Genomic DNA, 26101 nt, shown 5'->3' with positions numbered 1-26101 from the left:
GTGTCTGTCAGCTCAGGTAACGCGGCTGACGGCACGCCAATTACCTCATTTCTTGCTGATGAGGTGTGATGGCGGGTGTGACTCTATCTCTCACTGGCTTGCCATGCTACCCAGGCTGCGGGCAGTCCGCTACGGTCGCCAATCCGCAGCAACTGTTCAGCGCACAGATCAACGGCACTGCCAGATATAGTTATCAGATCACTGTGTAGTGTTAGATAACAAAAAGCGCCCCCCGAATCAACGGGCGGCGCTTAGGGTTATTATGACTTCGTCATCTAGGCAGTCTGTTTCTTAGGGCGGAAACCATCCGCAATGATCATGACCGCACCAATACAGATTGCGCTGTCAGCCAGGTTGAATGCCGGCCAGTGGTAGGTGCCCCAGAAGAAGTCGAGATAATCGACCACAAAACCGTGCACTACCCGGTCGAACACGTTGCCGACCGCACCACCAATAATCAGCGCGTAAGCAACGTTGTTCCACTTGTCGCTGGCTGGCAGGCGTCGCATCCAGAACGCCAGCATACCCACCACCACAAAGGCGATAGCGGTAAATAACCAGCGCTGCCAACCGGCCTGGTCACTCAGAAAACTGAATGCCGCACCGTAGTTGTGGACGTACAGCAGGTTAAAGAATGGCAGAACTTCAATTCGGTTCTCCCAGCCAAACCCCATACTGTTCATGACTACCAGCTTAATGCCGATATCCGCAACGAAGACAAGGAGCGCCAGCCACAGCCAGCGGACTCCCGATTGTTTAAGTGTAAGTACTTGCGTCATGCAACCTATCTTTGATTAAGCAAATTTACGGATTTCGCCGTCACCTTCCACGTTGGACACGCAACGACCACAAATAGTTTCATGACCTTTGATGGTGCCAACTTCCGGAGTGTGGTGCCAGCAACGATCACACTTCTCAGCTTCAGTTTTGCTTACCTGAACGAACAGGCCGTCAATGTCGGTCGCCTGAGCCGCATCGCTCTTCTCAGCCAGCGGTTTTACGCTCGCTTGCGAGGTCAGCAGAACAAAGCGCAGTTCGTCATCCAGTTTGTTGATGATCGCCGCCAGTTCATCGCTGGCGAACAGAGTCACTTCCGCCTGCAGAGAGCCACCGATGGTTTTCTCATTACGCGCGCTTTCCAGCAACTTGTTTACAGCGCCACGAACTTTCTGGATTTCAGTCCAGAATTCGTTGTTCAGCTCTTCACCATCGTTCAGACCAAACAGGCCTTCATACCATTCGCTGACAAACACGAATTTATCGCGTGCTTGACCGTTTGGCTGGTTAACCGGCATGTCATTCCAGATCTCATCTGCGGTAAACGACATGATAGGTGCCATCCAGCGAACCAGAGCTTCGACGATGTAGTACAGCGCCGTCTGACAGCTGCGCTGGGCATTACTGCCCCGTTTTGCGGTGTACTGACGGTCTTTGATCACATCCAGGTAGAATGAGCCCATTTCGATAGAACAGAAGTGCATCAGACGTTGCACCACCGCGTGGGTGTTGTAATCCTGGTACGCTTTGACAATCTCTTGTTGCGCCGCCAGAGCGCGAGCAACGGCCCAGCGATCCAGTGCCACCATCTCTTGTGGTGCCACCATGTCCGTTGCCGGATCAAAACCATTCAGGTTGGCCAGGAAGAAACGCGCCGTGTTACGGATACGACGGTAAGAGTCCGCGCTGCGTTTCAGGATCTCATCCGATACCGCAACTTCACCGGTATAGTCGGTTGAAGCCACCCACAGACGCAGAATATCTGCACCCAGTTTATTGGTGACATCTTTTGGAGCAACCACGTTACCAATCGATTTCGACATCTTACGGCCCTGACCATCAACCACGAAACCGTGGGTCAGAACTTCTTTGTAAGGGGCTTTACCTTTCATCGCCACTGATGAGATCAGTGATGACTGGAACCAACCACGGTGTTGGTCTGAACCTTCCAGGTACATGTCTGCTTCTGCGCCGTTAAACTCCGGACGGTTATCCACCACAGCGTAGTGTGTCACACCTGAGTCAAACCATACATCCAGCGTATCAAGTACTTTTTCATAGTTGTCAGCATCAGCGCCCAGCAGTTCAGCAGAATCCACATCCCACCATGCCTGGATACCTTTTTGCTCAACCAGTTGTGCGACCTGCTCAATCAGAGCCGCGCTGTTTGGATGCAGTTCAGCCGTCTCTTTATGCACGAACAGGGCAATTGGCACACCCCAGGTGCGCTGACGAGAGATACACCACTCAGGACGGCCTTCCACCATGCCCTGAATACGGCTTTGACCCCAGTCCGGCATCCATTTAACGCCTTTGATTGCGCTCAGTGCCTGCTCACGCAGACCGGCTTGATCCATAGACACGAACCACTGCGGCGTGGCGCGGAAAATGATTGGCGTTTTATGGCGCCAGCAGTGCGGGTAGCTGTGCTCGTAGGCATGGTGATGCAGCAGCGCACCATGCTCTTTCAGCACTTCAATCACTGAATCGTTGGCTTTAAATACGTGCTGACCGGCGAACAGTTCGGTATCGGACAGATAGACACCGTTTGAACCCACCGGGTTGGCGACTTCCAGACCGTAATGCTGACCCACCGCAAAGTCTTCCTGACCGTGGCCAGGCGCAGTGTGAACCACACCAGTACCAGAATCCGTCGTCACGTGGTCGCCCAGAATCGCCGGTACAGTGAAATCGTAGAACGGGTGGTTGAACTGACTCAGTTCCAGATCCGCACCTTTAGTAAAACCAAGGAAGTGGAAATGCTCGATACCGGCGCGATCCATCACAGATTTCGCCAGCTCAGACGCCACAATAATACGCTCAGGCTGTTCGCCTTCGGTTTGGATCAGAACGTATTCCAGATCATCACGCAGACAGACTGCGCGGTTCGCCGGCAGTGTCCAAGGCGTAGTGGTCCAGATAACGATTGAGATATCGCCCTGACCTTCATGGCCTTCGCTCAGGCTGAATTTAGACAGTACCGCTGCCTGATCCGCAGCTTTGAAGCGCACATCGATAGAAGGAGAAACCTTATCTTTGTACTCCACTTCCGCTTCTGCCAGCGCACTACCACAATCCGTACACCAGTGCACCGGTTTGAAACCTTTCAGCAGGTGGCCGTTGTCAGCAATCTTGCCCAGCGCGCGGATGATGTTCGCTTCGGTAGCAAAATCCATCGTACGATATGGTTTATCCCACTCACCCAGGATACCCAGACGCTTGAAGCCCTCTTTCTGGCCTTCAACCTGACCGGCTGCGTATTCACGACATTTTTCACGGAATTCAGCCGCGGTCACTTTCTGGCCCGGCTTGCCCACTTTCTTCTCAACCATCAGTTCGATTGGCAGACCATGGCAGTCCCAGCCCGGGATGTAAGGTGCGTCAAAACCTGAAAGTGTTTTGGATTTAATAATAATGTCTTTAAGAATCTTGTTCAGTGCGTGACCAATGTGAATATCACCGTTGGCGTACGGAGGGCCATCGTGTAATACGAAAGATTTTTTGCCTTTTTTAGCTTTACGGATTTCACCGTACAGATCTTCTTTGTACCAACGCTCAAGCATTTCTGGCTCACGATTGGCCAGATTACCGCGCATCGGAAACCCTGTTTCAGGTAGGTTCAGGGTATCTTTATACTCACTCATCGATTCTTAATTCCGTTATATTGGGCGAAGTTAGACATTATGGTATCCGGTGGAATCAACCGGTTAACCCTTAAGCTGACGCAGCCACACCCTTGCTGCCTCAGCATCCAATTCTATTTGCTGTTTCAGAGCCTCAAAAGACTCAAATTTGTGTTCATTACGCAGCTTGTGTAAAAGCGCGACTTCCAGCTGCTTGCCATATAAATTGCCCTGAAAGTCGAATAAATGCACTTCTAACTGCTGACGAACCCCGTTGACTGTCGGGCGTTGGCCAATATTGGCCACACCGCCAAGCGGCTGTTCGCCCAAGCCGTACGCTTGCACCACATACACACCAGAAACCGGCGATACGCAGCGCTTGAGCGGAATATTAGCCGTAGGAAAGCCTATCGTCCGGCCAAGTTTGCGACCATGCGAAACGCGCCCACTGATACTATAGTGACGCCCCAGCATGTGTGCCGCACTCTCCAGCTCATCACTGGCCAAAGCTTCACGAATCGCAGTACTGCTGACCCGCAACTGCTGTAAACAGAAGCTCTGAGTACTGACCACTTCAAAACCGTAACGTAAACCTGCCTGCTCAAGCATGGCAAAGTTACCTTTACGGCCACGGCCGAAGCGGAAGTCATCGCCAACCACCAGAAACTTAACACCCAATCGGGCCACCAACAAGTCACGGATAAATGCCTCCGCTTCGATGTTGGCAAAGTGGTGGTTGAAGTTCACACACAATAGACGATCGATACCCAGCTTGCCGATATGGACAAACTTATCTCTCAATCTTGTTAACCGGGCAGGAGCTTTGTCTTTCAGGAACAGCTCCATAGGTTGCGGTTCAAACGTCATCACTACCGAGGGCAGATCAAACAGCTTTGCCCGCTCAGCAACCTGATTTAATACCTGTTGATGACCGAAATGGACACCATCAAAGTTTCCTATAGTCAGTACACAGCCGTTATGCTGTGCTTTGATGTTATGAATACCGCGAATCAATTCCATTGGAATACGCTTAAAACCTATAGTTCTCAGTTATATTGGTGTGAAACCGACGGATTATAACCTAATCAGCGTTAATCTGTCGCCGCTTTTAAATCTTTTAACCGGATCCCCAGCACTAACGCGGTGAGGAAATAAACAATTGCCCCCAGTGCGATCAGAGCTGTTAACATCAGGCCGCGCTGCATCAGTCCCCAATCCAGCCAGACAGACATGGCTTGCATCTGCCACAGAATGGCCGCGACCATAGCGCCCCCGGCCAGCGCGAGACGGATAACAAAACGCATGGTATGTGCCGAAACCCGATATACCCCTTGCAGATGCAGACCACGGTACAGCAGCGCCATATTGATGAAGGCAGACAAAGCCGTTGCCGCCGCCAGGCCGACATAGCCGTAAAACCAGGCGAAGATGGCATTGAACACTATGTTGCTCAGCATCGCAATGATGCCGTAACGGACCGGGGTTCGCGTATCCTGGCGAGAGTAGTAACCCGGTGCCAGAACTTTAATCAGCATAAAGTTCAGCAGGCCAGCTGAATAGGCCAGCAGTGACGCCGATGCCATCTGCACATCTTGCGGCGTAAACTCACCACGCATAAACAGCACCATCAGCATCGGCTTGGCTAACACCATCAGACCCAGCATAGCCGGGATCCCCAGCAGAATAACCATTCGCACCCCCCAGTCCATGGTATGGGCAAAGCCATCGCTGTGTGCATCGACGTGGTTACGCGATAGCGCCGGCAGAATAACGGTCGCGATCGCGATACCGAACAAACCAAGCGGAAACTCAAGCAGGCGATCCGAATAGTACAACCAGCTGATCGAGCCGGTATGCAGAAAACTGGCCACAAAAGAGTCGAACAACAAGTTGATCTGACTGACTGAAACACCAAATAAAGCCGGAATCATCAATGTGCGAATTTTAACCACTCCGGGATCTTTCCAGCCCCATTTGGGTTTCACCAGCACACCGGCCTTGATTAAAAACGGCAATTGAAACAAAAACTGAACCAGACCGCCTAAAAATACCCCTATTGCCAGGCCGACTTCTGGTTGCTCAAGGTTTGGCGAAACAAACCAGGCACACAAGATCATCATGACATTGAGAAACACTGGCGTAAAAGACGACACGGCAAATTTGCCCAGGGTATTCAATACCGCCCCAGACAGCGCAACAAAGGTGATGAACCACAGATAAGGAAAGGTAATCTTAAGCAGAAAACTGGCCAGCTCGAATTTGGGGGCTGCCGGGCCGTCATTGAGCCAGTCCAGAAACCAGCCCGCCCCAAACAGAGCCGTCACCGCACCCGAGCACAAAACCCCGATTAAAGTAACGATAGTCACCAGCACCCCCAACGTACCAGAGGCCCGGGCGATAAGTTCACGGGTTTTATTGAGGTCACCACTGGCGTGATACTCGGTCAAAACCGGGACAAAAGCCTGCGAGAAAGCACCTTCAGCAAACAGACGACGTAAAAAATTAGGAATGCGGTTGGCAAAGAAAAAGACATCCGCACTGGCTCCTGCGCCCATCAAGTTCGCGACCACTATGTCCCGAACCAGGCCCAGGACGCGCGAAATCAACGTCATGGCACTGACTATCATGCCTGACTTGAGCAAGCGTTTACTCACGGTAACCTCGAAAAATACGCGAAAACAACATTATCTTTCCCTGCCACTAAATAATGTCAGTGAGAGATCAGATAAGTATTAGCATTGGCAAAAAAATACTGTTAGAATCCACGCCATCTTAACCGCGAAGACCTTCCGATACCAAACTTGTTTGGCTTAGATGGGTTTTTGCACAAATCATTTGACAATTAAGTGCAAATAGGGGATATTTCCGGCCCTTAAATTGTCACCGAACTAAAGTTTTTGGGAGTTAGACCCTTGGCAAACTGTAAATCTGCTAAGAAGCGCGCTATCCAATCTGAAAAACGTCGCCAGCACAACGCTAGCCGTCGTTCAATGATGCGCACTTACATGAAGAAAACTGTTGCTGCAATCGCTGCAGGCGACAAAGAAGGCGCAACTGCTGCATTCGCAGCTGTTACACCAATCCTGGACCGTATGGCAACTAAAGGCCTTATTCACAAGAATAAAGCAGCTCGTCATAAGTCTCGTTTCGCTGCTGCTATCAAAGCTCTGTAATCAGAACTTGATAACCCAGTGATAAAAAAAACCGGCTTCTGCCGGTTTTTTTATTGCCTGTCATTTTTTATCGACCGAATTACTGATTTTCAGCTCAATGATTCATCTCGATAGCATCGTAGCCCCAGCGCTCTTATCTCCGTAACCTGCCTGCTTGTCTACGGATAACAGCAAAAACGCTGGCACTACGGCCAAATTAAGGCTCGCAGTACAACCGATGCAGTAACTCAATCATCAACTTTACTTCATCACTGCTGAGCGTGTAATACACAGTTTGTGCTTCTTTACGCGTCTCAACTAAACCATCCCTTCTCAGCCAGGCCAAATGCTGTGACAACGCTGACTGACTCAATTCCAGTCTGCCACACAGTTCCCCTACGGATAGCTCCTGATTATGCAGTAAGCATAGGATCTGCAGCCGTCTCTCATTCGCCATCGCCTTTAACAGCACCACTGCCTGAGCGGAGTTTTGTTCCATTTCTTGTAGGTTCATGAGTAAGCCTCTTTGACATAACCGTTTCAGCCAAACCATGGCATTTATTTTTATTCACAAACGGCCTGCGTCCTTGACCGCCAAGTACTTACGTACTTCCGTCATGATGGATATCCCACAATCTGGGTCAAAAAACCCGGACTGTCCATCAGTTCGCCTCAAATTACCGACATCATCATTGCCCAAGAAAGCGGTTACAAAGAGATAATCAGTGGCGTGATAGTAATCTATTTGTAAACAGTAATAAAATATTCATTCAAATAAATTGCTGAAATCAGCATCATAAACATTCTTTACCGCCGGATGCTGAATCATTCGTTCGGCAAAAATAACGTAGTATTCCTCTTTAATTTCTTCAATCCGGCTGACCAGTTGCAGCGACAATTCCTGCTCCATCTCATTCATATACATCAGCGGAGCCATAAAAATCACCTCGGGATGATAGCGGGCAAATGCTTTCATTAACGCTGCGTCATCAAATTCGCCCAGAATATTGGGCTGGATTCCCTGATGATCAAACCACTGGCGTACTTTTCTCCCCATCGCTGTACGACTGCCCGGGATCAATAATTTACGCTGTTCCAGTACCGCCGGATAATCACTGTTATCCAGACTGCCGCTGGAAAAAAAGCCCATATGACTCTCACCGAGCTTTTTACTGAATAAACCCGGGCTTTGACCGGAATCCACCGGACAATCCGACAAGATCATATCCAGTTTATGTTGTGATAACTGCTCCAGCAGCATTTCGTGGGTCGATTCGAAACAGCGTAAATGGATGCTGTTGTCAGCCGGCACTGTGGTCATCAGGATTTTACTCACCAGCCGTTTCGACAGAGCATCGGCTACGCCAACATCAAACAACACATTATTGCGCTGACTGTAATTCACAATATCCAACATTTCGTAACTGAGGCCAAACATGCGGTCGGCATATTTAAAGACTAACTGACCCAGTTCCGTTGGCTCAAGGCTGCGTCCGTTGCGCTTAGTCAGCTTGCCCGCCATGCGTTCTTCCAGCGCTTTGATCTGGCCGGTAACCGTTTGCGGAGTCAGAAACAGTGCATCCGCAGCTTTAGTCACGGAACCTTGTTTGCACACCATCCAGAAATAATAAAGATGGTTGTAATTAAGATGAGACATAGTAATTGCCAGTCATTGATAAACCTAGTGAGTGAGTTTGTTTATAACAGAAGCCCTGACCGCTTCGCAACAAACTCGATATTTTCGAAGCAAATACACAAAAAACTCAGTAATTACGAAACAAATCCCTTTCAATATGACAGTGCTGACATAAATTTTATCGCCAAAATGGCTAAAAAGGAGCTGAGCGTTAAAATTTTTTCTTTCCCCAGCGGCAGAGTTCAATCAAAAAAAACAACTTAAAAACAGTTAATTACAAAACAATCAACCAAGCCAGTCAGTACAAAAAATGAGCTAAATGACAAACCACTCGATTTGAAAGCGTTCTGTCATATTACTGCAATATTCACGCTCTACTATCGCGCACAGATTCAACAACCGACCACACAATATCCAAGGGTCAATGGAGAAAACAATGATCAACCAAGCAACTTCCGCAGCTGCGCCAATTTCAAGTACCACACGTTGGCTGCGCTGGGCAAACTTGGGTTTCATGCTGTATCTGCTGCTATTAGCGGTGGCTATGGTGGGCAGTGGCTTTAAATTGGCCACAGGTGATCAGGCTAAAGTCCTGTTTGAATTTGCCTCCCATCCGATTGCTGGCCTGATGATAGGCCTGGTCGCAACCGCACTGATTCAGTCTTCCAGTACCGTAACTTCTATTATTGTTGGTCTGGTTGCCGGAGGCCTGCCAGTTGAAACCGCCATTCCGATGGTGATGGGTGCTAATATCGGCACAACAGTCACCAACACCCTAGTCAGTCTTGGCCACATGCGTTGTAAAGAAGAGTTCAAGCGCGCTTTTGCCAGCGCCACGATTCATGACTTCTTTAACGTGCTGGCAGTCGTCATCTTCCTGCCACTGGAAATGATGTTCGGCATTTTGGAAAAAATCTCCCACTGGCTGGTATCACCTCTGCTGGCAACGGGCGACATGAGCATGAAAGGGCTCAACTTCATTAAACCAATCACCAAACCTGTGATCAGCGCGCTGAAAGATCAGTTTGCCTCATTCGGGGACGTGCTAGGTGGTGTAGCCCTTATCGTACTGGGTATTGCGACCATCTTTGTCGCTATCACTGTGATGGGCAAACTGATGAAGAGCCTGATGGTGGGTCGCGCTCGTGACATTTTGAAAAACGCCATCGGCCGCGGACCGCTGCACGGAATTTTTTCCGGCACCGTAGTTACCGTTCTGGTTCAGTCGTCATCAACCACAACCAGTCTGATGGTTCCTCTGGTGGGTACTGGCGTGCTGAAAGTACGCGAAGTGTATCCATTCACTCTGGGCGCAAACATTGGTACCTGTATCACAGCACTGCTGGCAGCAACGGCGGTCTCCGGTGAGTTCGCGGTGTTTGCCCTGCAAATAGCTCTGGTACACCTGACCTTTAATGTCCTGGCAACGGTACTGATTTACGGCGTGCCTTTCCTGCGTGAACTGCCACTGAAAGGCGCAGATGCGCTGTCAGAAATGGCCGTCAAAAACAAAGCTGTAGTGGCGCTGTATCTGCTATCACTGTTTATCCTGCTTCCGGGTGTGATTCTGGCGCTGAGCTCTTAAGCGCCCCATTGACTCTGATCAAAGCGCTCTCCCTTGGAAGCGCTTTTTTATTAACTGAATCAGGAAGGCTCAGCCTTACTATAGATTGTCGCCGCCCGATAAGTTGACTCAGGCAAAAATAGGTTGCTACAGACAAGAAAACGCCGCTAACAAGCGGCGTTTTCTTGTCTGTAGCGGACAGCAGGGTCAGACCGAGAACGGATACTGAATCGGGTCATGGAATTCATACCCCGTGACTTCAAAATCATCCAGCGTCACCCAGGTTTCCAGATCGTGCAACGATTTGATATCCGGGTTAATGTGGAACTGCGGCGCTGTCAGCGGCTCGCGCTTGAGCTGAACATCAAGCATCAGTTCAAGCTGATCCTCATAGATATGCGCATTGACAATCTTGTGGAATGCCTGCCCCGGCTTATGACCGGTAATCTGCGCCATGATGGCCAAAAACGCATACACCTGAACCATGTTAAAGTTCAGCCCGAGCGGAACATCACACGAACGCTGCGTACTGTTCAGGTACAAGGTATCACCCAGCAGAGAAAAATGATGACTGTACATACACGGACGCAAACAGCCCATGTGAAACTCACCCGGATTGTAAAAATTAAGAATTTCGCCGCGATCATCAACACCGCGACTCAGATCATCAACAATCTTTTTTAACTGGTCGATATGACCACCATCCGGCTTGGCCCAGGCGCGGCCCTGTACACCGTATACCCGCCCCATGTCATCGTCACCTTTGCGATACGGATTATTCAGCCATGCCTGATTGAGATTGGCATTCGCATCCCAGGTTTTCGTCCCCAGTTTGCGAAAATCTTCCGCACTATCATAACCCCGGATATAGCCCAGTAACTCAGCCACTGCCGCTTTCCAGAAGCTTTTCCGGGTGGTCACCAGTGGAAACTGGTTATTAGCCACATCATAAGTGAGATCGGCATTAATCACCGTCAGACAACGTTTACCGGTGCGCTCATTCTCAACCCATACGCCTTCATCGACGATGCGCTGACAAAGATCTAAATACTGTTTCACTACTAACCCTTACTTCGCCGCAGCCTGATCCTGGAACCGGCCGCGTTTGTAGGCCCATACCATTAAGAGTACGCCGCCAAAAATCATTGGTGTGGAAAGAATTTGCCCCATTGAAATGATACCGCCAAACAAGCCTAACTGGGCATCCGGTTCACGGACAAATTCAACCAGGAAGCGGAATGTACCATATCCGGCCAAAAATAGCCCTGATACCGAGCCTAAAGGACGAGGCTTCTTAATAAACCAGTTGAGAATAAAGAACAGCACCACGCCTTCCAGAGCAAATTCGTACAACTGGGATGGGTGACGCGGCAGCGGCCCCGCCCCTGGGAACACAACCCCCCAAGGCAGATCGGTCGCTCGTCCCCATAGCTCACCATTCATAAAGTTACCTAAGCGCCCCATCCCCAGGCCGAACGGCACCAGCGGTGCGACAAAATCCGCCACACCAAACAAGGTGCGCTGATTTTTATGCGCATACCAGAACATGGCCGTAATAACGCCAAGCAGACCGCCATGAAATGACATGCCGCCGGTCCACACTTTAAACAGGTAAAGCGGATCATCCAGGAACATCTCGAAGTTGTAGAACAGCACATAGCCAACCCGGCCGCCGATCACTACCCCAAGGAAAGCGGCAAACAACAGATCAGACACCTGCTCACGATTCCAGCCACTTCCCGGCTTATCGGCCCGGCGGTTCGCCAGCCACATAGCAAACAGGAAACCAACCAGATACATCATGCCGTACCAGCGCACAGAAACTGGCCCGATAGAAAAAATGACGGGGTCAATATTAGGAAACTCAAAATAGCCCTGAGACATAAATTAGTATTCTCTTGTTTTTGGATAAATCAGATTATTGCATCAACATAGATACAGCGACGAACATCAGAAAAACGGCAAAGAAACGCTTCAGAACCGCGGTAGGTAAACGGGTAGCCAACCGGGCGCCGATCCGGGTAGTCAGCATTGAGGTTGAGGCAATGGCCACCAGCGCAGGCAGATAAACATAACCCACACTGTACTTAGGCAGCCCTTGGGCATGAAAGCCATGCAACACAAAACCAAGCATACCGGCAATCGCAATCATACAGCCACACACAGAAGAAGAACCGACCGCTTTTCGCATCTCGACGCCGTGGTGATTGAGGAAAGGTACGGACAAAGAACCGCCGCCAATCCCGGCCAGGCTGGAGACAATACCGATGCCGCTGCCGTACAGACCAGTCAGCGCCGCCCCCGGCATCGGTCGCGTTCGGGTTGATTTGATCGAGCGGAACATCTGCAGCGCCAGTAGCACAACAATGACACCAAACACTTTTGGCAGATACTCACTTGGGATCCATTCTGCGATCACCGAGCCAAGAAAACCACCAGCCAGCACGCCGGGTAGTAGCCATTTGACGACAAACATGTCGACGTTACCCAGTTTAAGATGATTGATTGCAGATGAGCCAGAGGTCACTATGATGGTGGCGAGCGAGGTCGCTAAAGCCAATTGCATGATAATGTCCGGTGTAATTCCGGCATAAGGCAACAGAAACAGCAGAGCCGGTACTACCACCAGCCCGCCGCCGATGCCCAGCAAACCCGCCAGCACACCGACCACTGACCCCAATAACAGCAACAGGGCCATTAATTCTATATTCACATTCTGTTCCTATTTTTTTCCCGCACGTACGAAGCCGGCAAAGCCTTTGTCCTCGAAATAAGCCAGCATCATATTATAAATTTCTTTTCCGTAAGGTTGCATCAGCGCTTTGTCAGCAAGCGCACTCAGCTCGGTCAGCTCGGAATGACGAATCAGATATTTAACCCGAGCCACGTTAGAAGTGTTCATACTCAGGGCCTGATAGCCCAGACCAATCAACAGTAGCGAGCCAATCGGGTCACCCGCCAACTCACCACACACACAAACCGGAATGTTGTGACGCTCACAGATCTGCTGGATCTGCTTAAGTGCCATCACCACCGCAGGATGCATCGACTCATAGACATCAGCAACCCGGGAATTGTTCCGATCGACGGCCAACATATACTGGGTCAGATCATTCGTTCCCACCGAAACAAAGTCGATTTTATCGGCGATCAACGGTAACAGGTACAACATAGAAGGCACTTCAACCATGATGCCGATTTCCGGCATACGAACCCGGGCGTCGAGTTTAACGCTCTCTTCATAGGCCTGATGGATAAGTTTGATCGCATCATCGAGTTCCTTGGTACCAGAGATCATCGGCAGCAGAATGCTCAGATTATGATGCTCACAACTGGCGCGCAACATGGCCCGCAGTTGAATGAGAAAGATGTCCGGGTGATCGAGAGTAAAGCGAATCCCGCGCCAGCCCAGGAACGGGTTATCCTCTTCAATCGGCAAGTATGGCAACGGTTTATCACCACCGATATCGAGTGTACGCATCACCACCCGCTTGTCAGGGTAGGCCGAGAGCACAGTACGGTATTGCTGAATCTGCTCCTCTTCGGACGGGAAACGGTGCTGGAGCAGGAACGAAATTTCGGTACGGTATAGCCCGACCCCATCGACGCCCTGATTGACGGCTATATTGGTGTCGGCACTCAGGCCCGCATTGAGCAGCAATTCGATACGCTGACCATCTTCGGTAAACGCCGGCTCCGCCATGGCCTCATTGACCATTTGCGACAATTCACGCTCTTCATTAGCCAGAGAGCGGTATTCAGCCAGAATCTGTCTGGCCGGAGAGATAAACAGCTTACCGCTGTAGCCATCGACAATCCCGGTTTTGCCGTTAATCTGCTTAAGATTAAGCGATACCCCCATTATGGCCGGGATCCCCAGCGCACGCGATAAAATCGCCGCGTGAGAGTTGGCCGCCCCTTCCATCGAGACCACAGCCAGTAACTTATCTTTTGGCATAGCAGCCAGAACCGACGCTGTCAGTTCGCGCACCACCAGGATAATCGGCTTGTCGATCTGCTGCTGTTCATGTTCGGTGTTGTAGAGGAAAAAGAGCAGGCGCTGACCTAGTTCACGCACATCCTGGGCCCGCTCACGCAAATAGTTGTCAGACATGCGGGCAAAACGGTTGGAATAAGATTCCACCACCTGACGCAGCGCCCAGTCCGCGCGATCACCTTTGAGGATCTGCGCTTTAAGATCCTTACGCAACATCGGATCGTTGAGTAAGTGGGTAAACAGGTCGAAGATCGCCAGGGCTTCTTTATTGATTTCACTGTCGAGCTTTTTACGCATTTTACGAAAATCGCCCAGTGCACTTTCAATTGCACGCGCCAGCCACTCCTGTTCACGATCCATATCAAGGGTAGAGGCAGGGGCAACATCGTACAGCTGTGGCTGTGAGTCATCCCACCACAGCTCGCCAATTGCCACCCCGGATGAAGCCGGAATACCACTAATGGCCTGCTGCTTTTTACTCAGCAGCCAGTGACCCTGGGTCTGGGCATGGGCAATAATCACGGCCAGCTGAGCCGCCAGAGTGACCAGGAAAGAGACTTCCATTTCGCTAAACAGACGTGGCGATTTTTGCTGCACAACCAGCACGCCCAGCACCTGTTTACGGTAAATGATCGGTGTACCAAGAAACGACTGGTACACCTCTTCACCAAGCTGCTTGAAATATTTGAAATTGGGGTGTTTAGACGCTTCCGCCAGGTTAATCGGCTCAGCAGAACGTTTGACCAGGCCAACCAGGCCTTCATCAAAGTCGATCAGGATTTTATCCCCTTTGAACTTCAGGCCCTGGGTTGCCATCAGTTCGAGACGATGCATCTCCTCATTGGCGAGATAGACAGTACAACATTCAGTGCTCATCGCACTGCATGTCTGCTTTACAAAAATATCCAACGCCTGATAGACATCTTCTACCTTTGAAACTTGTTCAACTATATCCCGTAGCTGAGAGAGCATCGCTATCCTCTTCGATTTTTGCGCTTACCTTTCACTTTTCGTTCTCTAAACGGCATCGCTAATGACGCAAACTCTTTCATGGCACGACGATAAACATCACGCTTAAAAGAGACCACTTGTCTGACTGGATACCAGTAACTCACCCAGCGCCAACCATCAAATTCAGGGGTGCTTCCACGTTGCATGTTAATTTTAGCTTCATCGCAATCCAAACGCAGTAAGAACCATTTCTGTTTTTGTCCAATACAGACCGGCTGAGAGTCCCACCGAACCAGACGTTTTGGCAGTTTGTAACGGAGCCAATGACGACTGGTTGCAATGATTTTGACATCTTTTTTTGTTAAACCAACCTCTTCGTAAAGCTCCCGGTACATTGCCTGTTCAGGAGATTCACCCTCATCGATTCCGCCCTGGGGAAATTGCCATGAGTGTTGTCCGTATCGTTTCGCCCAGAATACCTGACCATGGTTGTTACAAATCACAATACCGACGTTAAGCCGGTAACCATCGCCATCTATCACTGGCAAACCTCTATTAAAATCTTAATTGCTTTGATTTTTCCACATATCCCCAACAGGAGCAAACTAACTAATGTGATTCACCTAATATTTATCGCTGACAAGTGCATAATTGAATAACTTTTGCTCAAATTTTAAGTTATCAACAAAAGAGTGAGATATAGACCACATTTATTCACGTTTTCTGTGAATAACCATGTGAAGAAGAGTGTGAACTGTGCAAAAACACCTACGCAGAGTCACATCACCGGATTGGACAAAAATCACAAAAACATCAATAAAACCTTAAATATCAATAAATAATGTAAATTTAATTTATTATCACATCAGGGCAGGTGTCGAAAGATCATTCAAAAACCAACAGTGCTCAAAGATCCACCAACCCAGCTGTTATCCACACAGATCCGGAAAGCTACACTTTTAATCTGCCTGAAAAACCACAAATCCCTGTGGCAAACCCCTGTTCATGCATACATACTCCATAAATTTCGCCCTATAAACACCAGGAACTGTGGATAACTATGGTAATGATGATCTTTTATCCACTTTGATCAATTTATCTGCATGATCCTCTGCCCGTCATTTTTTGTTACTATAGGCTTTTTACGACCGCAGTACGCTTTATGAAACCTGAACCCCAGAGCGAACAAGAATTACTCGATCGGGCCTGGCAGATTGCCGGTGTCAGCTTTGCCGATCTGGCCGCGGAAGCCGCGATACCAGTGCCCAACGATCTCTCCCGGGACAAAGGCTGGGTCGGACAATTACTGGAATGGCATTTAGGCGCCAGTGCCGGCAGTAAACCGGAGCAGGATTTTGCCAAACTGGGCATCGAGCTGAAAAGTATCCCGATCAGCTACAGTGCTAAACCGCTGGAAACCACGTTTGTTTGTGTAGCACCGCTGACCGGAATACACGGACTGACCTGGGAACAGAGTCATGTGCGCCATAAGTTATCGCGTGTGCTGTGGATGCCGGTGGAAGGTGAACGGGAGATTCCACTGGCCCAGCGCCGGGTCGGATCGCCGCTGCTCTGGAGTCCGTCGGCGCAAGAAGAGGCGATGCTAAAGGCGGACTGGGAAGAATTAATGGAGTTTATCGTGCTGGGTAAAGTCGGCCAGATCACCGCCCGCCATGGTGAAGTCCTGCAACTGAGGCCCAAAGCGGCCAACGGTAAGGTCAAAACCGAAGCCTACGGCAGCAATGGCAAACCAATTCGCACTCTGCCGCGCGGGTTTTACCTGCGTACTCAGTTTACCGCCCGAATCCTGGCTTCGTATTACGCCTGAGACGGAGTGTTGACCGGATCAGGCAGTTGAACAACAGTAATCAGAGATGCAGGCAGGCCCCAAAGGCCTGCCTGCAATAAATCAGTCTAGTGCCGGGTTAACGGCAGAGGGATCTCACTGTATCTCTGCCCTCCCTCTAAACCACACTCTTCGTAAGCGCAGCTCATACGCAGGTAAGCCTGAGCAAATCCAAGCTGGGCTAATTCCTGTTTAGCGGCATCCAACGAGGAAAAATGCATCGGCTCATCTCCTTTCATCAAAGGTTCAATCCGGTGCCTGACTTCGACCCCAAGCGTATAGTGCGTGGCATCAGCACATCCTATGACATATACCTTGGGCAGTGGTGCCCCCGGCTTATGCATACCATGCAACCATTTATCCAGTTGTTGTTTGTGCATACGTCACCTCCTTTCTATCCAGTGTAGCCGACTGATGACCAGGCTCAATCTTTTACCATGCCAAGCGCCGCACTCAGTGTGCGAACAAATTTCATTTCCTTTTGCCCTTACGGATGGCTTATAGTGGGATTGAAATTAAAAGCCGATGTGTTTCAAGATGCTATCCATTCAGCCTGTACGCCTCTGATCAGAGTTAAGTCTGATACGGCTCATGGACGATAAGGATCAGCCCTCTGTTTGCACTCAGACAAGGAAGGATTATGCAATACACTAAACTGCCTCACTCAAGCCTTGAAGTCAGTAAACTGTGCCTCGGAACCATGACATTCGGAGAGCAAAATACACAGGCAGAAGCCTTCAGTCAGCTCGACTACGCCCTGGAGCGCGGGATCAATTTTATTGATACTGCAGAAATGTATCCGGTGCCCCCGACAGCAGAAACGCAGGGCAAAACGGAACAATTTATCGGTAACTGGCTGGAGAAATCCGGTAAGCGTGAAAAAGTGCTGCTGGCGACTAAAGTGGCCGGCCCGCGTAACGTACCGCACATTCGCGATAATATGGCACTCGATCACCGCAACATTCATCAGGCGATTGATGACAGTCTGAGCCGCCTCAAAACCGACTATATCGATTTATACCAGTTGCACTGGCCACAACGTATCACCAATACCTTTGGTCAGCTTAACTATCCGCATTCAGAACAACAGTCGGAAATTACCCTGATAGAAACCCTCGAAGCACTTAACGATCTGGTGCGAATGGGCAAGGTTCGTTATATCGGCGTATCGAATGAAACACCGTGGGGTCTGATGACCTATCTGCGTCTGGCCGAAAAGCACGATCTTCCGCGTATGGTCTCGATCCAGAACCCGTACAACCTGCTCAATCGCAGTTTTGAAGTCGGCTTGTCAGAAATCAGCCATCACGAAGGGGTTAAGCTGCTGGCTTATTCACCAATGGCATTCGGCGTGCTGAGCGGTAAATATCTCAATGGTGCACGGCCGCAAGGCGCGCGCTGCAGCCTGTACGAGCGCTTCAAACGTTACTTTACCCCGCAGGGTCTCAAGGCAACGGAAGCGTACGTGAATCTGGCCCGTGAGTTCGGTCTGGATCCGGCCCAGATGGCGCTGGCATTCGTCAATCAACGTCCGTTTGTTGCCTCGAATATTATTGGTGCCACCAATCTTGATCAGTTGAAATCAAACATCGACAGCCTGGATGTGGTGCTCAGCGATGAGCTGATGGCTAAAATTGAAGAGATTGGCATCCAGTACTCCAATCCCTGCCCATAATTGCAATCATGGCAGTAATCCGGGACTGGCTTATCACCAGCCCCGGACCGTTACGTCGGTATTCGCGCACTGAGTATCCGGCGCAGATGACGCACACGGCGTTCTACTTTGACTTCATCCGGCTCGCTATGACCAATCGGACGACCGTCCGGTTGCAAACCGATATCTTTGAGCAAATGGGTATTATGCCAGGGCAAGTCATAAGCACTGCGACGCACTTTACGTTTCCAGGCACGCTCTTCACGGTGGAGGTCGGCTCGCAGTAACAGGGTAGCCAGCTGCAGATAAATTGAATGACGCATGAGGTTTCTCCAGTTATTAATTCTGACTGGGAAAACAGACCTGACGGTGGGTATAAAAAAGTGGTAATCCCTGTGCGCGGCTGTTTTCCGCAGCCTGACAGGGTACGGATTAATTTACGACGATGCTGAAATCAGGCAATCATGACCTCGAACCACCACAACAGCGGTCACAGATTTGATAGCATGATGGCAAGCGCGATGCAGATGAACAGAATTGAACGTTGTCATGTTGCGCCTCCCAGCAAAGTCATTAATCCAAAAAGAAGTGTATTTTCAGTAAGCTAGGCTTACGGTTAAATAATAATCAACTGAGAATATTGTTCAACCCTTAATCTTGTTTAGTGGCTAAAACAATGCATCCAGCCAGAATCAAGGCCATCACCAGTTGTATATAATGAAAATCAATCCATTGATTCTGGATATGCAATACTTTTCACTGCCTGAGTGTTTTATCAGCGATAAAAAAAGCCACCGAAGTGGCTTTTTACGGTCAATTAAAATGACCCGTCCGAAATCAGATTGTGTTTATTGAGCAATCGGTACATGGTGGCACGCGACACACCAAGCTCCTTCGCCGCAGTCGAAACCTGGCCGGAATGGGATTCCAGCACCAGCAACAGGGCATCACGCTCGCTACGCTCGCGAATGCTTTTCAGGCTGCGCTTGCCGTCACCGCGCTTAGGCAGATCGAGATCCGACTCTTCCAGCATCACTGAATCCGACATCAGCACGACGCGCTTAATCTGATTCATCAACTCACGCACATTACCCGGCCAGTGATAGCGGGTCAGCACACGCATCGCATCCTCAGAAAAACTACGCGCCTGGGCATTGTACTCTTTGGAATACTCCACCAGAAAATGCTTCGCCAGTATAGCAATGTCACTGGCGCGCTCTTTGAGACTGGGGACGTTAATGCGCAGCACATTGATGTAATGGTACAGCTCTTCGTTAAAATCACCGTCGATCAGGGCTTTCTCAATATCCGAGGCATTCGCGGCCAGAATACGCACATCCACCGCTTTCATTCCCTGCGCCGTTTCCACCGTCCCTTCCTGCAGAAAACGCAACAGGTTAAGCTGCTGGCTTTTTGGCATGGTAAGAATATCGTTGAGCAGCAAGGTGCCGCCATCGGCCTGATAAAGCAACGGCGTCGACCCTTTATCATCACAGCCGATACCAAACAATTCGCATTCGAGACGGCTTTCTGACATCGCACGACAGTTAACCGAGACAAACGGTTTCTGCGCCCGGGCTGAGGTTTTGTGAATCGCTTTCGCCACACTCCCCTTGCCGGAGCCGTTCTCACCATAGATAAGGATGCTGACATCGGTCGGGCCGATACGCTTGATTTGATCGCGCAGACGCTTAACCGGGATCGAATCGCCCATCAGACCCATGTCACCGTTCGCACCAAAATGCGGCCAGACCTTTCTCTCCAGCTTGAGCATACCGAGCTGGTGACCGATAGTGCTCAGCAACTGGGCATCCGGGATCGGGGCAGTAAAGAAGTCGATACAAAAGTTGACGATAAACTGGCAAATCGTATCTGAACTGAGCTGAGACTCGCGAATAAACGCCAGCCAGCGCACTTGTTTATGGCTGCTGACCAGATTGGCAATACCATTAAGGCTGAATTCATCGTGGCTCAGATCCACAATACCAATACATGGCCCTGTTTCAGAAAACAGCAGATCGGCTTTACGCAGATCCGCGCACTGCGTGCAACGCCATCCTACTTGTTCTAAAACCGATAACCAGGGCTCGTAGGTTCCACCGACTACGATCAATGAACCCGGCACGGAATCCATGCGGAATTGAGTACCCATCAACTGATTCCTTATTGTTATACCATTTTTATCCAGTGCGACTTTTGGCACTTTCACCACTGACGCTACATTAACGGCACTTGTGAGTGGAGTCTGTCTCAAACATAAGACTATAAAGAAAATTGAAAACTTTCTAGCGCTCAATAACGCAAAAGCGCCATCTTGCTTCAAGAAATAGCGATGAAATTCATCCGGCAAAAACCGAAAATCACCACAAATAAAAAGGCCGCCATAACTGGCGGCCTTTATTGATATTGTGAGCAGTTACGCCTGAGGACGCATTGCTGGGAACAAGATCACATCACGAATAGTGTGCGTGTTGGTGAACAGCATCGCCAGACGGTCGATACCGATACCCTGCCCTGCTGTTGGTGGCAGGCCATGTTCCAGAGCAGTAATGTAGTCCGCATCGTAGAACATCGCTTCATCATCACCCGCATCTTTTGCTTCAACCTGAGCTTTAAAACGCGCATCCTGATCTTCAGCATCATTCAACTCCGAGAAGCCATTGGCGACTTCACGACCACCGATGAAGAACTCGAAGCGGTCAGTGATGAACGGGAACTCGTCGTTACGACGTGCCAGCGGTGAAATGTCTGCCGGGTAACCGGTGATGAAGGTTGGCTGAATCAGTTTTGGCTCAGCAGTTTCACCAAAGATCTCTTCCAGCAGCTGACCACAGGTCCAGAACGGTTCTACCTCAACATGCACAGATTTCGCGATGGCGACCATGTGCGCACGATCCTGAACTTTATCGTAATCCAGCGCCTGAATCTCAGCGTGATCCGGGTTGTAGTGCTTAATCGCTTCCAGCATACTCATGCGGGCGTAAGTACCACCAAACTCAACCGTCTCATCACCGTAAGGCATTGACGTTGAACCCAGTACATTCAGAGCAACTGTGCTCAGCATCTCTTCCGTCAGATCCATCAGATCTTTGTAATCTGCGTACGCCTGGTAGAATTCCATCATGGTGAATTCAGGGTTGTGGCGTGGTGACAGACCTTCGTTACGGAAGTTACGGTTGATTTCGAATACACGATCAAAACCACCCACAACCAGACGCTTGAGGTACAGTTCAGGTGCGACACGCAGGTACATATCGATGTCCAGCGCGTTGTGGTGAGTCACGAACGGACGGGCAGTGGCACCACCCGGGATCACGTGCATCATCGGCGTTTCTACTTCCAGGTAACCTTTTGAGCTCATAAAGTTACGGATAGCCGCGACCAGCTTAGAACGGATAATAAACGCGTGACGTGAATCTTCATTGACGATCAGATCGACGTAACGCTGACGGTAACGCATTTCCTGGTCAGTCAGGCCGTGGAATTTTTCCGGCAGAGGACGCAGTGCTTTGGTCAGCAGTTCGTACTGTTCCATGTTGACGTACAGATCACCTTTGCCGGACTTGTGCAGCGCGCCTTTAACACCAACGATATCGCCGATATCCAGACCGTGGTACTGCTCTTTCAGTGCTTTTTGTACGTCTTTCGATGCGTAAGCCTGAATGCGGCCAGACGTTTCCTGGATCACCAAGAAAGGACCACGTTTTGCCATCACACGACCTGCAATCGCCACGACGTGATTCAGCGCTTCCAGCTCTTCTTTGCTCTTTTCACCGAACTCGGCTTGCAGATCGCCCGCCAGGCTGTCACGACGGAAATCATTCGGATGACCGTTCGCCTTACAACCTTGACGGATATGCTCTAACTTACTGCGACGCTCTGCAATCAGTTTGTTTTCTTCCTGCGTGATTTGTGCTTGATTCGTTTCATTTTGAACAGCATCAGTCATTTTGCATGTACCCTGTTTTGTCGGTAAAAAGCTTAAAGACCTGATTTCAGGCTAGCTTCGATAAATTTGTCTAGGTCACCGTCAAGAACCGCTTGCGTGTTACGGTTTTCAACGCCGGTGCGTAAATCTTTGATTCGCGAGTCATCCAGTACGTAAGAACGGATCTGGCTGCCCCAGCCAATGTCCGACTTCGCGTCTTCGTTGGCTTGCTTCTCAGCATTTTGCTTTTGCAGTTCAAGCTCAAACAGTTTTGCGCGCAGCTGTTTCATCGCCTGATCTTTGTTTTTGTGCTGAGAACGGTCATTCTGACACTGCACCACAGTGTTGGTCGGAACGTGGGTAATACGTACCGCAGATTCCGTGGTGTTCACGTGCTGACCACCCGCACCAGACGCGCGGTATACGTCGATACGCAGGTCAGCAGGGTTAATATCAATTGCGATGTTGTCATCAATCTCTGGGTAAATGAATGCAGAAGCAAACGAGGTGTGACGACGGCCGCCGGAGTCAAACGGAGACTTACGCACCAGACGGTGAACACCGGTTTCGGTGCGCAGCCAGCCGTAAGCGTAATCGCCGGAAATCCGTACCGTAACCGATTTCAGACCGGCAACTTCACCTTCTGACACTTCGATAACTTCCGTCTTGAAGCCTTTGGCATCTGCCCAGCGCAAATACATGCGCAGCATCATTGATGTCCAGTCTTGTGCTTCTGTACCACCGGAGCCCGCCTGCAAATCGAGGTAACAATCAGAGCTGTCGTGGTCGCCGGCGAACATGCGACGGAATTCCAGCTGTTCCAGCTTGGTTTCCAACTCGTCCAGTTCAGGGCCGATCTCATCGAACGTTTCCTGATCTTCTGCTTCAATCGCCAGTTCCAGCAGGCCTTCGACATCTTCGAGGCCCTGGTCAAGCTGATCGATAGTATCGACCACAGCTTCCAGAGAGGCACGTTCCTTACCCAGCGCTTGAGCACGCTCAGGTTCGTTCCATACGTCCGGTTGTTCTAATTCTGCATTGACTTCTTCTAGACGCTCTTTCTTGGCGTCATAGTCAAAGATACCCCCTCAGGACATTTGTGCGCTGTGACACATCCTGAATACGGTTTTTAATTGGATTGATTTCAAACATGATTGCTTTTGCTTAATGAATAGAATTTAACCGCAGAATTCTACTGAAAAATGTGACGAAGATACAGGAAAAATTCGTCACATTCTCGCGCGGGAACGCTGTGGGCGCAGCAAAATCCGGGCACAAAAAAAGCGGATGATTGCTCATCCGCTTTTTCGTTTCTATTTGAGCTTACGCATTATCACGCGCCAGCTTTTGTGCCGATGAACCACTAACAAAACACATCACGACTAGCGCGATAAAGGTTGGCAGGATCCAGCCCAGGCCGACTCCAAACAGTGGCAAACCTTCGAAGAAAGAGACATCCAGACCCACCACTTTCGCCGCATCAATCAGCGCGAACAGGAAAGCAACCAGAGTCACCACACGAAACCCCATCATCGGATTAGCCAGTTTACTACGCACAAAGGTCAGCAGAACCAGTGCAATCGCGACCGGATACAGTGCGACCAGCACCGGAATCGACAGCGAAATCAGTTGCGACAGACCAACATTGGCCACAATCGCACACGCGACACCGACAATGATCACCCAACTGCGGTAAGAGAGTGACGTCAGTGAACTGAAGTATTCCGAACAGGCCGAGATTAGACCAATTGCGGTGGTCAGACAGGCCAGCAGCACAATCGCGGACAACACAATCTGGCCATACGGGCCAAACAGGGCCTGCACGTACTGGCTGAGAATATAACCGCCGTTATCGGCACCAGCGGCCACGGTAGCACTGGTCGATCCAAGGTAGAACAGCGAAGTATAGACAGCGGCCAGACCAAACGCGGCAATAAAGGCAGAGCTAATCAGATACTTGGTGGTTGCACGCGCCTCAGTAATGCCTTTATTACGCAGCGCATCGACAATCAGCATGCCGAACATCAGTGCCGCCAGGGTGTCCATGGTGTTGTAGCCTTCCAAAAAGCCTTTGGTAAACGGCTGGGTCGCATAAGGACCTGAAGCCGGCATCCACTCACCCTGCGGATCAATAAACACCGCAACAGCCAGCACAATCAGACCAATGAAAAGTGCCGGAGTCAGCAACTTACCAATCAGATCAATCAGGCGGCCCTGGGACCAGGAGAAGAACATCGCGATCAGGAAGAAGACAATCGAGAAAATAGTCAGGTGCAGTTGGGTTGCTTCAGCAAACAGCGGACTGACCGCCATTTCATAAGCCACCAGACCGGTACGCGGCGCCGCAAAAGCAGGACCAATGATGATAAAAATCAGCACCGCAATCAGAGCAGCAACCTTGCTCGGCAGATCTTTGGCCAGATGCTGCCAACTACCGCCGGCAATGGCGACAGCAATGATCGCCAGCAGTGGCAGGCCCACTGCCGTTAACAGGAATCCACCCATGGCAGGCAGCAAATGCTCACCCGCTAACTGGCCCGCCAACGGCGGAAAAATGATGTTACCAGCGCCCAAAAAGAACGCGAAAAGCATAAAGCCTAAAGCGGCAATATCTGTTAGTTTTAACGTCTGCTTCACAGATAACCCTTAATTATTAATGTAATGAACGTTGTGTATGCACTGGTTAGAATATCACCATTCTAACCACCAGCAGGGGGCGAATAATGACGAAACAGGTCGTTTTTGGCAAGTATAACGACCAAAACGAGAGATTAATTCAAACCTAAAACCAAAAAGCAGCCATTAACACCTTTATACAAAAATTAAGCAGAACAATATTTTAACAATAGACAGAAAGCCCGACTCACCAGGCAGAATAAAACACCAAACATTTAAGCAACACTAGTTATAATTACTTCAACCAATGACGCATTCGATACATTAATGAAAAGCAGCGCATTACAAACTAAAGGCTTCAGATTTAAGCAATTTGCCATTCAGGGCGGGCAAAGTGGCATGCCGGTCAGCACCGATGGCGTGTTACTCGGCGCCTGGGCATTCCGCGATACGCCGCAGCGCATTCTGGATATCGGTACCGGTACCGGTCTGCTTGCGCTGATGTGTGCGCAACGCTTTGAGCAGGCACAAATAACAGCCGTGGATATCGACACACACGCGTTTGCAGCCGCCAGTCATAATGTTGCTAATTCCCCCTGGGCTGCACGTATCCGTGTTGTTCAGCAGGATATCCTGCTGACGGATCTTGAGGATCTCTTTGACGGCATCATCTGCAATCCCCCCTACTTCAACAATGGTCAAACCGCACAGCACAGCCAGCGTGCCACCGCCAGACACACCGACAGCCTGAGCCACAGCGCGCTGATTGAGGCATTGTCGCGCCTGCTCAGCGCCAATGGCCGCGCGGCTTTGATACTACCGCTGGTTGAAGGCGAACAATTTATTCAGTTGGCCCAGCAACGCGGCTGGTTTGTGGCCCGACGCTGTGAGGTTCGCCCATCACCACGCAAACCTGTACACCGCTTACTGTTTGAGCTACAAAAGACACAGTGTGACGGCCAGTTCAGTACATTAACCATCCAGGAATCTGATGGTTACAGTGCCGACTTTATTGCCCTTACCCGGGCGTTTTATCTGAAGATGTGAAAATTAAAGATGTGATCTGACTGACGATCCATCTATAATGTGCGCCCTTTAAAATAGACTGATAAACCCAGCGCTTGCGGAGAAACCACA

Annotated in this window: 22 protein-coding genes; 5 read left to right on the top strand and 17 right to left on the bottom strand. The window is 50.0% G+C overall.

The features are described 5' to 3' along the window. Window positions 1-275 precede the first annotated feature (275 nt). The 4 genes from lspA to murJ all read right to left on the bottom strand — a co-directional run bounded on the left by lspA (window position 276) and on the right by murJ (window position 6274). Window positions 276-779: a signal peptidase II gene (gene lspA / locus E6C74_RS14050; RefSeq protein WP_136486272.1), complete on the bottom strand. Its 504-nt coding sequence runs from the start codon at window positions 777-779 to the stop codon at window positions 276-278. A gap of 15 nt (window positions 780-794) precedes the next feature. Beyond that, window positions 795-3641 carry an isoleucine--tRNA ligase gene (gene ileS / locus E6C74_RS14045; RefSeq protein ID WP_136486270.1) on the bottom strand — a complete coding sequence of 949 codons (2847 nt, stop codon included), beginning with the start codon at window positions 3639-3641 and terminating at the stop codon, window positions 795-797. A 63-nt stretch (window positions 3642-3704) separates the two neighbouring features. Further along, window positions 3705-4640, bottom strand: coding sequence for a bifunctional riboflavin kinase/FAD synthetase (gene ribF, locus E6C74_RS14040; protein WP_136486268.1), 936 nt, complete (start codon window positions 4638-4640; stop codon window positions 3705-3707). Between the two features lie 71 nt (window positions 4641-4711). Next, complete coding sequence (murJ, locus tag E6C74_RS14035; protein WP_168797032.1) at window positions 4712-6274, bottom strand: murein biosynthesis integral membrane protein MurJ; 1563 nt, start codon at window positions 6272-6274, stop codon at window positions 4712-4714. Window positions 6275-6532: 258 nt separating this feature from the next. Between murJ and rpsT the strand changes: the two genes are divergently transcribed. Further along, entirely contained in the window at window positions 6533-6793 is a 261-nt protein-coding gene (gene rpsT / locus E6C74_RS14030) for a 30S ribosomal protein S20 (protein WP_136486266.1), read from the top strand. A 196-nt stretch (window positions 6794-6989) separates the two neighbouring features. Here rpsT and E6C74_RS14025 read toward each other — a convergent pair whose 3' ends face one another. Together E6C74_RS14025 and nhaR are read right to left on the bottom strand one after the other, a co-directional pair. Then, window positions 6990-7286 (bottom strand): metalloregulator ArsR/SmtB family transcription factor, encoded by a 297-nt coding sequence (locus E6C74_RS14025; protein WP_136486264.1) that lies wholly within the window; start codon window positions 7284-7286, stop codon window positions 6990-6992. 252 nt (window positions 7287-7538) lie between these two features. Next, window positions 7539-8429: a transcriptional activator NhaR gene (gene nhaR, locus E6C74_RS14020; protein WP_136486262.1), complete on the bottom strand. Its 891-nt coding sequence runs from the start codon at window positions 8427-8429 to the stop codon at window positions 7539-7541. A 415-nt stretch (window positions 8430-8844) separates the two neighbouring features. Between nhaR and E6C74_RS14015 the strand changes: the two genes are divergently transcribed. After that, the gene (locus tag E6C74_RS14015) at window positions 8845-9993 is read left to right on the top strand and encodes a Na/Pi symporter (protein WP_136486260.1); all 1149 of its coding nucleotides are present in this window, start codon (window positions 8845-8847) and stop codon (window positions 9991-9993) included. 186 nt (window positions 9994-10179) lie between these two features. On the opposite strand, the gene E6C74_RS14010 is transcribed toward E6C74_RS14015, so the two are convergent. From E6C74_RS14010 to rppH, 5 genes are read right to left on the bottom strand one after another with little or no spacing between them, the layout of a single operon-like run. Further along, window positions 10180-11031 carry a thymidylate synthase gene (locus E6C74_RS14010; protein ID WP_136486258.1) on the bottom strand — a complete coding sequence of 284 codons (852 nt, stop codon included), beginning with the start codon at window positions 11029-11031 and terminating at the stop codon, window positions 10180-10182. A 9-nt stretch (window positions 11032-11040) separates the two neighbouring features. Further along, the gene (lgt, locus tag E6C74_RS14005; RefSeq protein ID WP_136486256.1) at window positions 11041-11856 is read right to left on the bottom strand and encodes a prolipoprotein diacylglyceryl transferase; all 816 of its coding nucleotides are present in this window, start codon (window positions 11854-11856) and stop codon (window positions 11041-11043) included. Window positions 11857-11890: 34 nt separating this feature from the next. Next, window positions 11891-12685, bottom strand: a complete 795-nt coding sequence (locus E6C74_RS14000; protein ID WP_136486254.1) for a sulfite exporter TauE/SafE family protein — start codon at window positions 12683-12685, stop codon at window positions 11891-11893. Window positions 12686-12694: 9 nt separating this feature from the next. After that, a complete protein-coding gene (gene ptsP, locus E6C74_RS13995) occupies window positions 12695-14941 on the bottom strand; it encodes a phosphoenolpyruvate--protein phosphotransferase (RefSeq protein ID WP_136486252.1) in 2247 nt (748 codons plus the stop codon). A 2-nt stretch (window positions 14942-14943) separates the two neighbouring features. Continuing rightward, a complete protein-coding gene (gene rppH / locus E6C74_RS13990; protein ID WP_168797031.1) occupies window positions 14944-15462 on the bottom strand; it encodes an RNA pyrophosphohydrolase in 519 nt (172 codons plus the stop codon). Window positions 15463-16082: 620 nt separating this feature from the next. On the opposite strand from rppH, the gene mutH reads away from it, so the two are divergent. Next, window positions 16083-16748, top strand: a complete 666-nt coding sequence (gene mutH, locus E6C74_RS13985) for a DNA mismatch repair endonuclease MutH (RefSeq protein ID WP_136486248.1) — start codon at window positions 16083-16085, stop codon at window positions 16746-16748. Between the two features lie 86 nt (window positions 16749-16834). On the opposite strand, the gene E6C74_RS13980 is transcribed toward mutH, so the two are convergent. Next, on the bottom strand, window positions 16835-17146 hold the full coding sequence (locus tag E6C74_RS13980) for a DUF6482 family protein (RefSeq protein ID WP_136486246.1): 312 nt from the start codon (window positions 17144-17146) through the stop codon (window positions 16835-16837). 260 nt (window positions 17147-17406) lie between these two features. Here E6C74_RS13980 and E6C74_RS13975 point away from each other — a divergent pair, with 260 nt between their 5' ends. Further along, complete coding sequence (locus tag E6C74_RS13975) at window positions 17407-18441, top strand: NADP(H)-dependent aldo-keto reductase (protein WP_136486244.1); 1035 nt, start codon at window positions 17407-17409, stop codon at window positions 18439-18441. A gap of 50 nt (window positions 18442-18491) precedes the next feature. Here the strand turns inward: E6C74_RS13975 and E6C74_RS13970 are convergent, their stop codons facing one another. From E6C74_RS13970 to brnQ, 5 genes are all read right to left on the bottom strand, one after another. Beyond that, complete coding sequence (locus tag E6C74_RS13970; RefSeq protein ID WP_136486242.1) at window positions 18492-18743, bottom strand: DUF1127 domain-containing protein; 252 nt, start codon at window positions 18741-18743, stop codon at window positions 18492-18494. A gap of 494 nt (window positions 18744-19237) precedes the next feature. Beyond that, complete coding sequence (vpsR, locus tag E6C74_RS13965) at window positions 19238-20572, bottom strand: cyclic-di-GMP-binding transcriptional regulator VpsR (protein ID WP_136486240.1); 1335 nt, start codon at window positions 20570-20572, stop codon at window positions 19238-19240. A 264-nt stretch (window positions 20573-20836) separates the two neighbouring features. Beyond that, window positions 20837-22369, bottom strand: a complete 1533-nt coding sequence (gene lysS, locus E6C74_RS13960; protein ID WP_136486238.1) for a lysine--tRNA ligase — start codon at window positions 22367-22369, stop codon at window positions 20837-20839. A gap of 32 nt (window positions 22370-22401) precedes the next feature. Beyond that, window positions 22402-23500 (bottom strand): peptide chain release factor 2 gene (prfB, locus tag E6C74_RS13955; RefSeq protein ID WP_136486236.1). Its coding sequence is split into 2 segments (ribosomal slippage): window positions 22402-23424 and window positions 23426-23500, totalling 1098 coding nucleotides; the frame shifts between segments, so codons are not numbered across the junction. Between the two features lie 171 nt (window positions 23501-23671). Beyond that, complete coding sequence (gene brnQ / locus E6C74_RS13950) at window positions 23672-24985, bottom strand: branched-chain amino acid transport system II carrier protein (protein ID WP_136486234.1); 1314 nt, start codon at window positions 24983-24985, stop codon at window positions 23672-23674. Window positions 24986-25291: 306 nt separating this feature from the next. Here brnQ and E6C74_RS13945 point away from each other — a divergent pair, with 306 nt between their 5' ends. Continuing rightward, window positions 25292-26011 (top strand): methyltransferase, encoded by a 720-nt coding sequence (locus E6C74_RS13945; RefSeq protein WP_136486232.1) that lies wholly within the window; start codon window positions 25292-25294, stop codon window positions 26009-26011. Window positions 26012-26101: the final 90 nt, after the last annotated feature.

This window comes from Vibrio sp. H11, from assembly GCF_004804295.1.
GTDB classification, from domain to species: domain Bacteria; phylum Pseudomonadota; class Gammaproteobacteria; order Enterobacterales; family Vibrionaceae; genus Vibrio; species Vibrio ostreae.
This window is presented reverse-complemented; position numbering and strand designations above follow the sequence as displayed.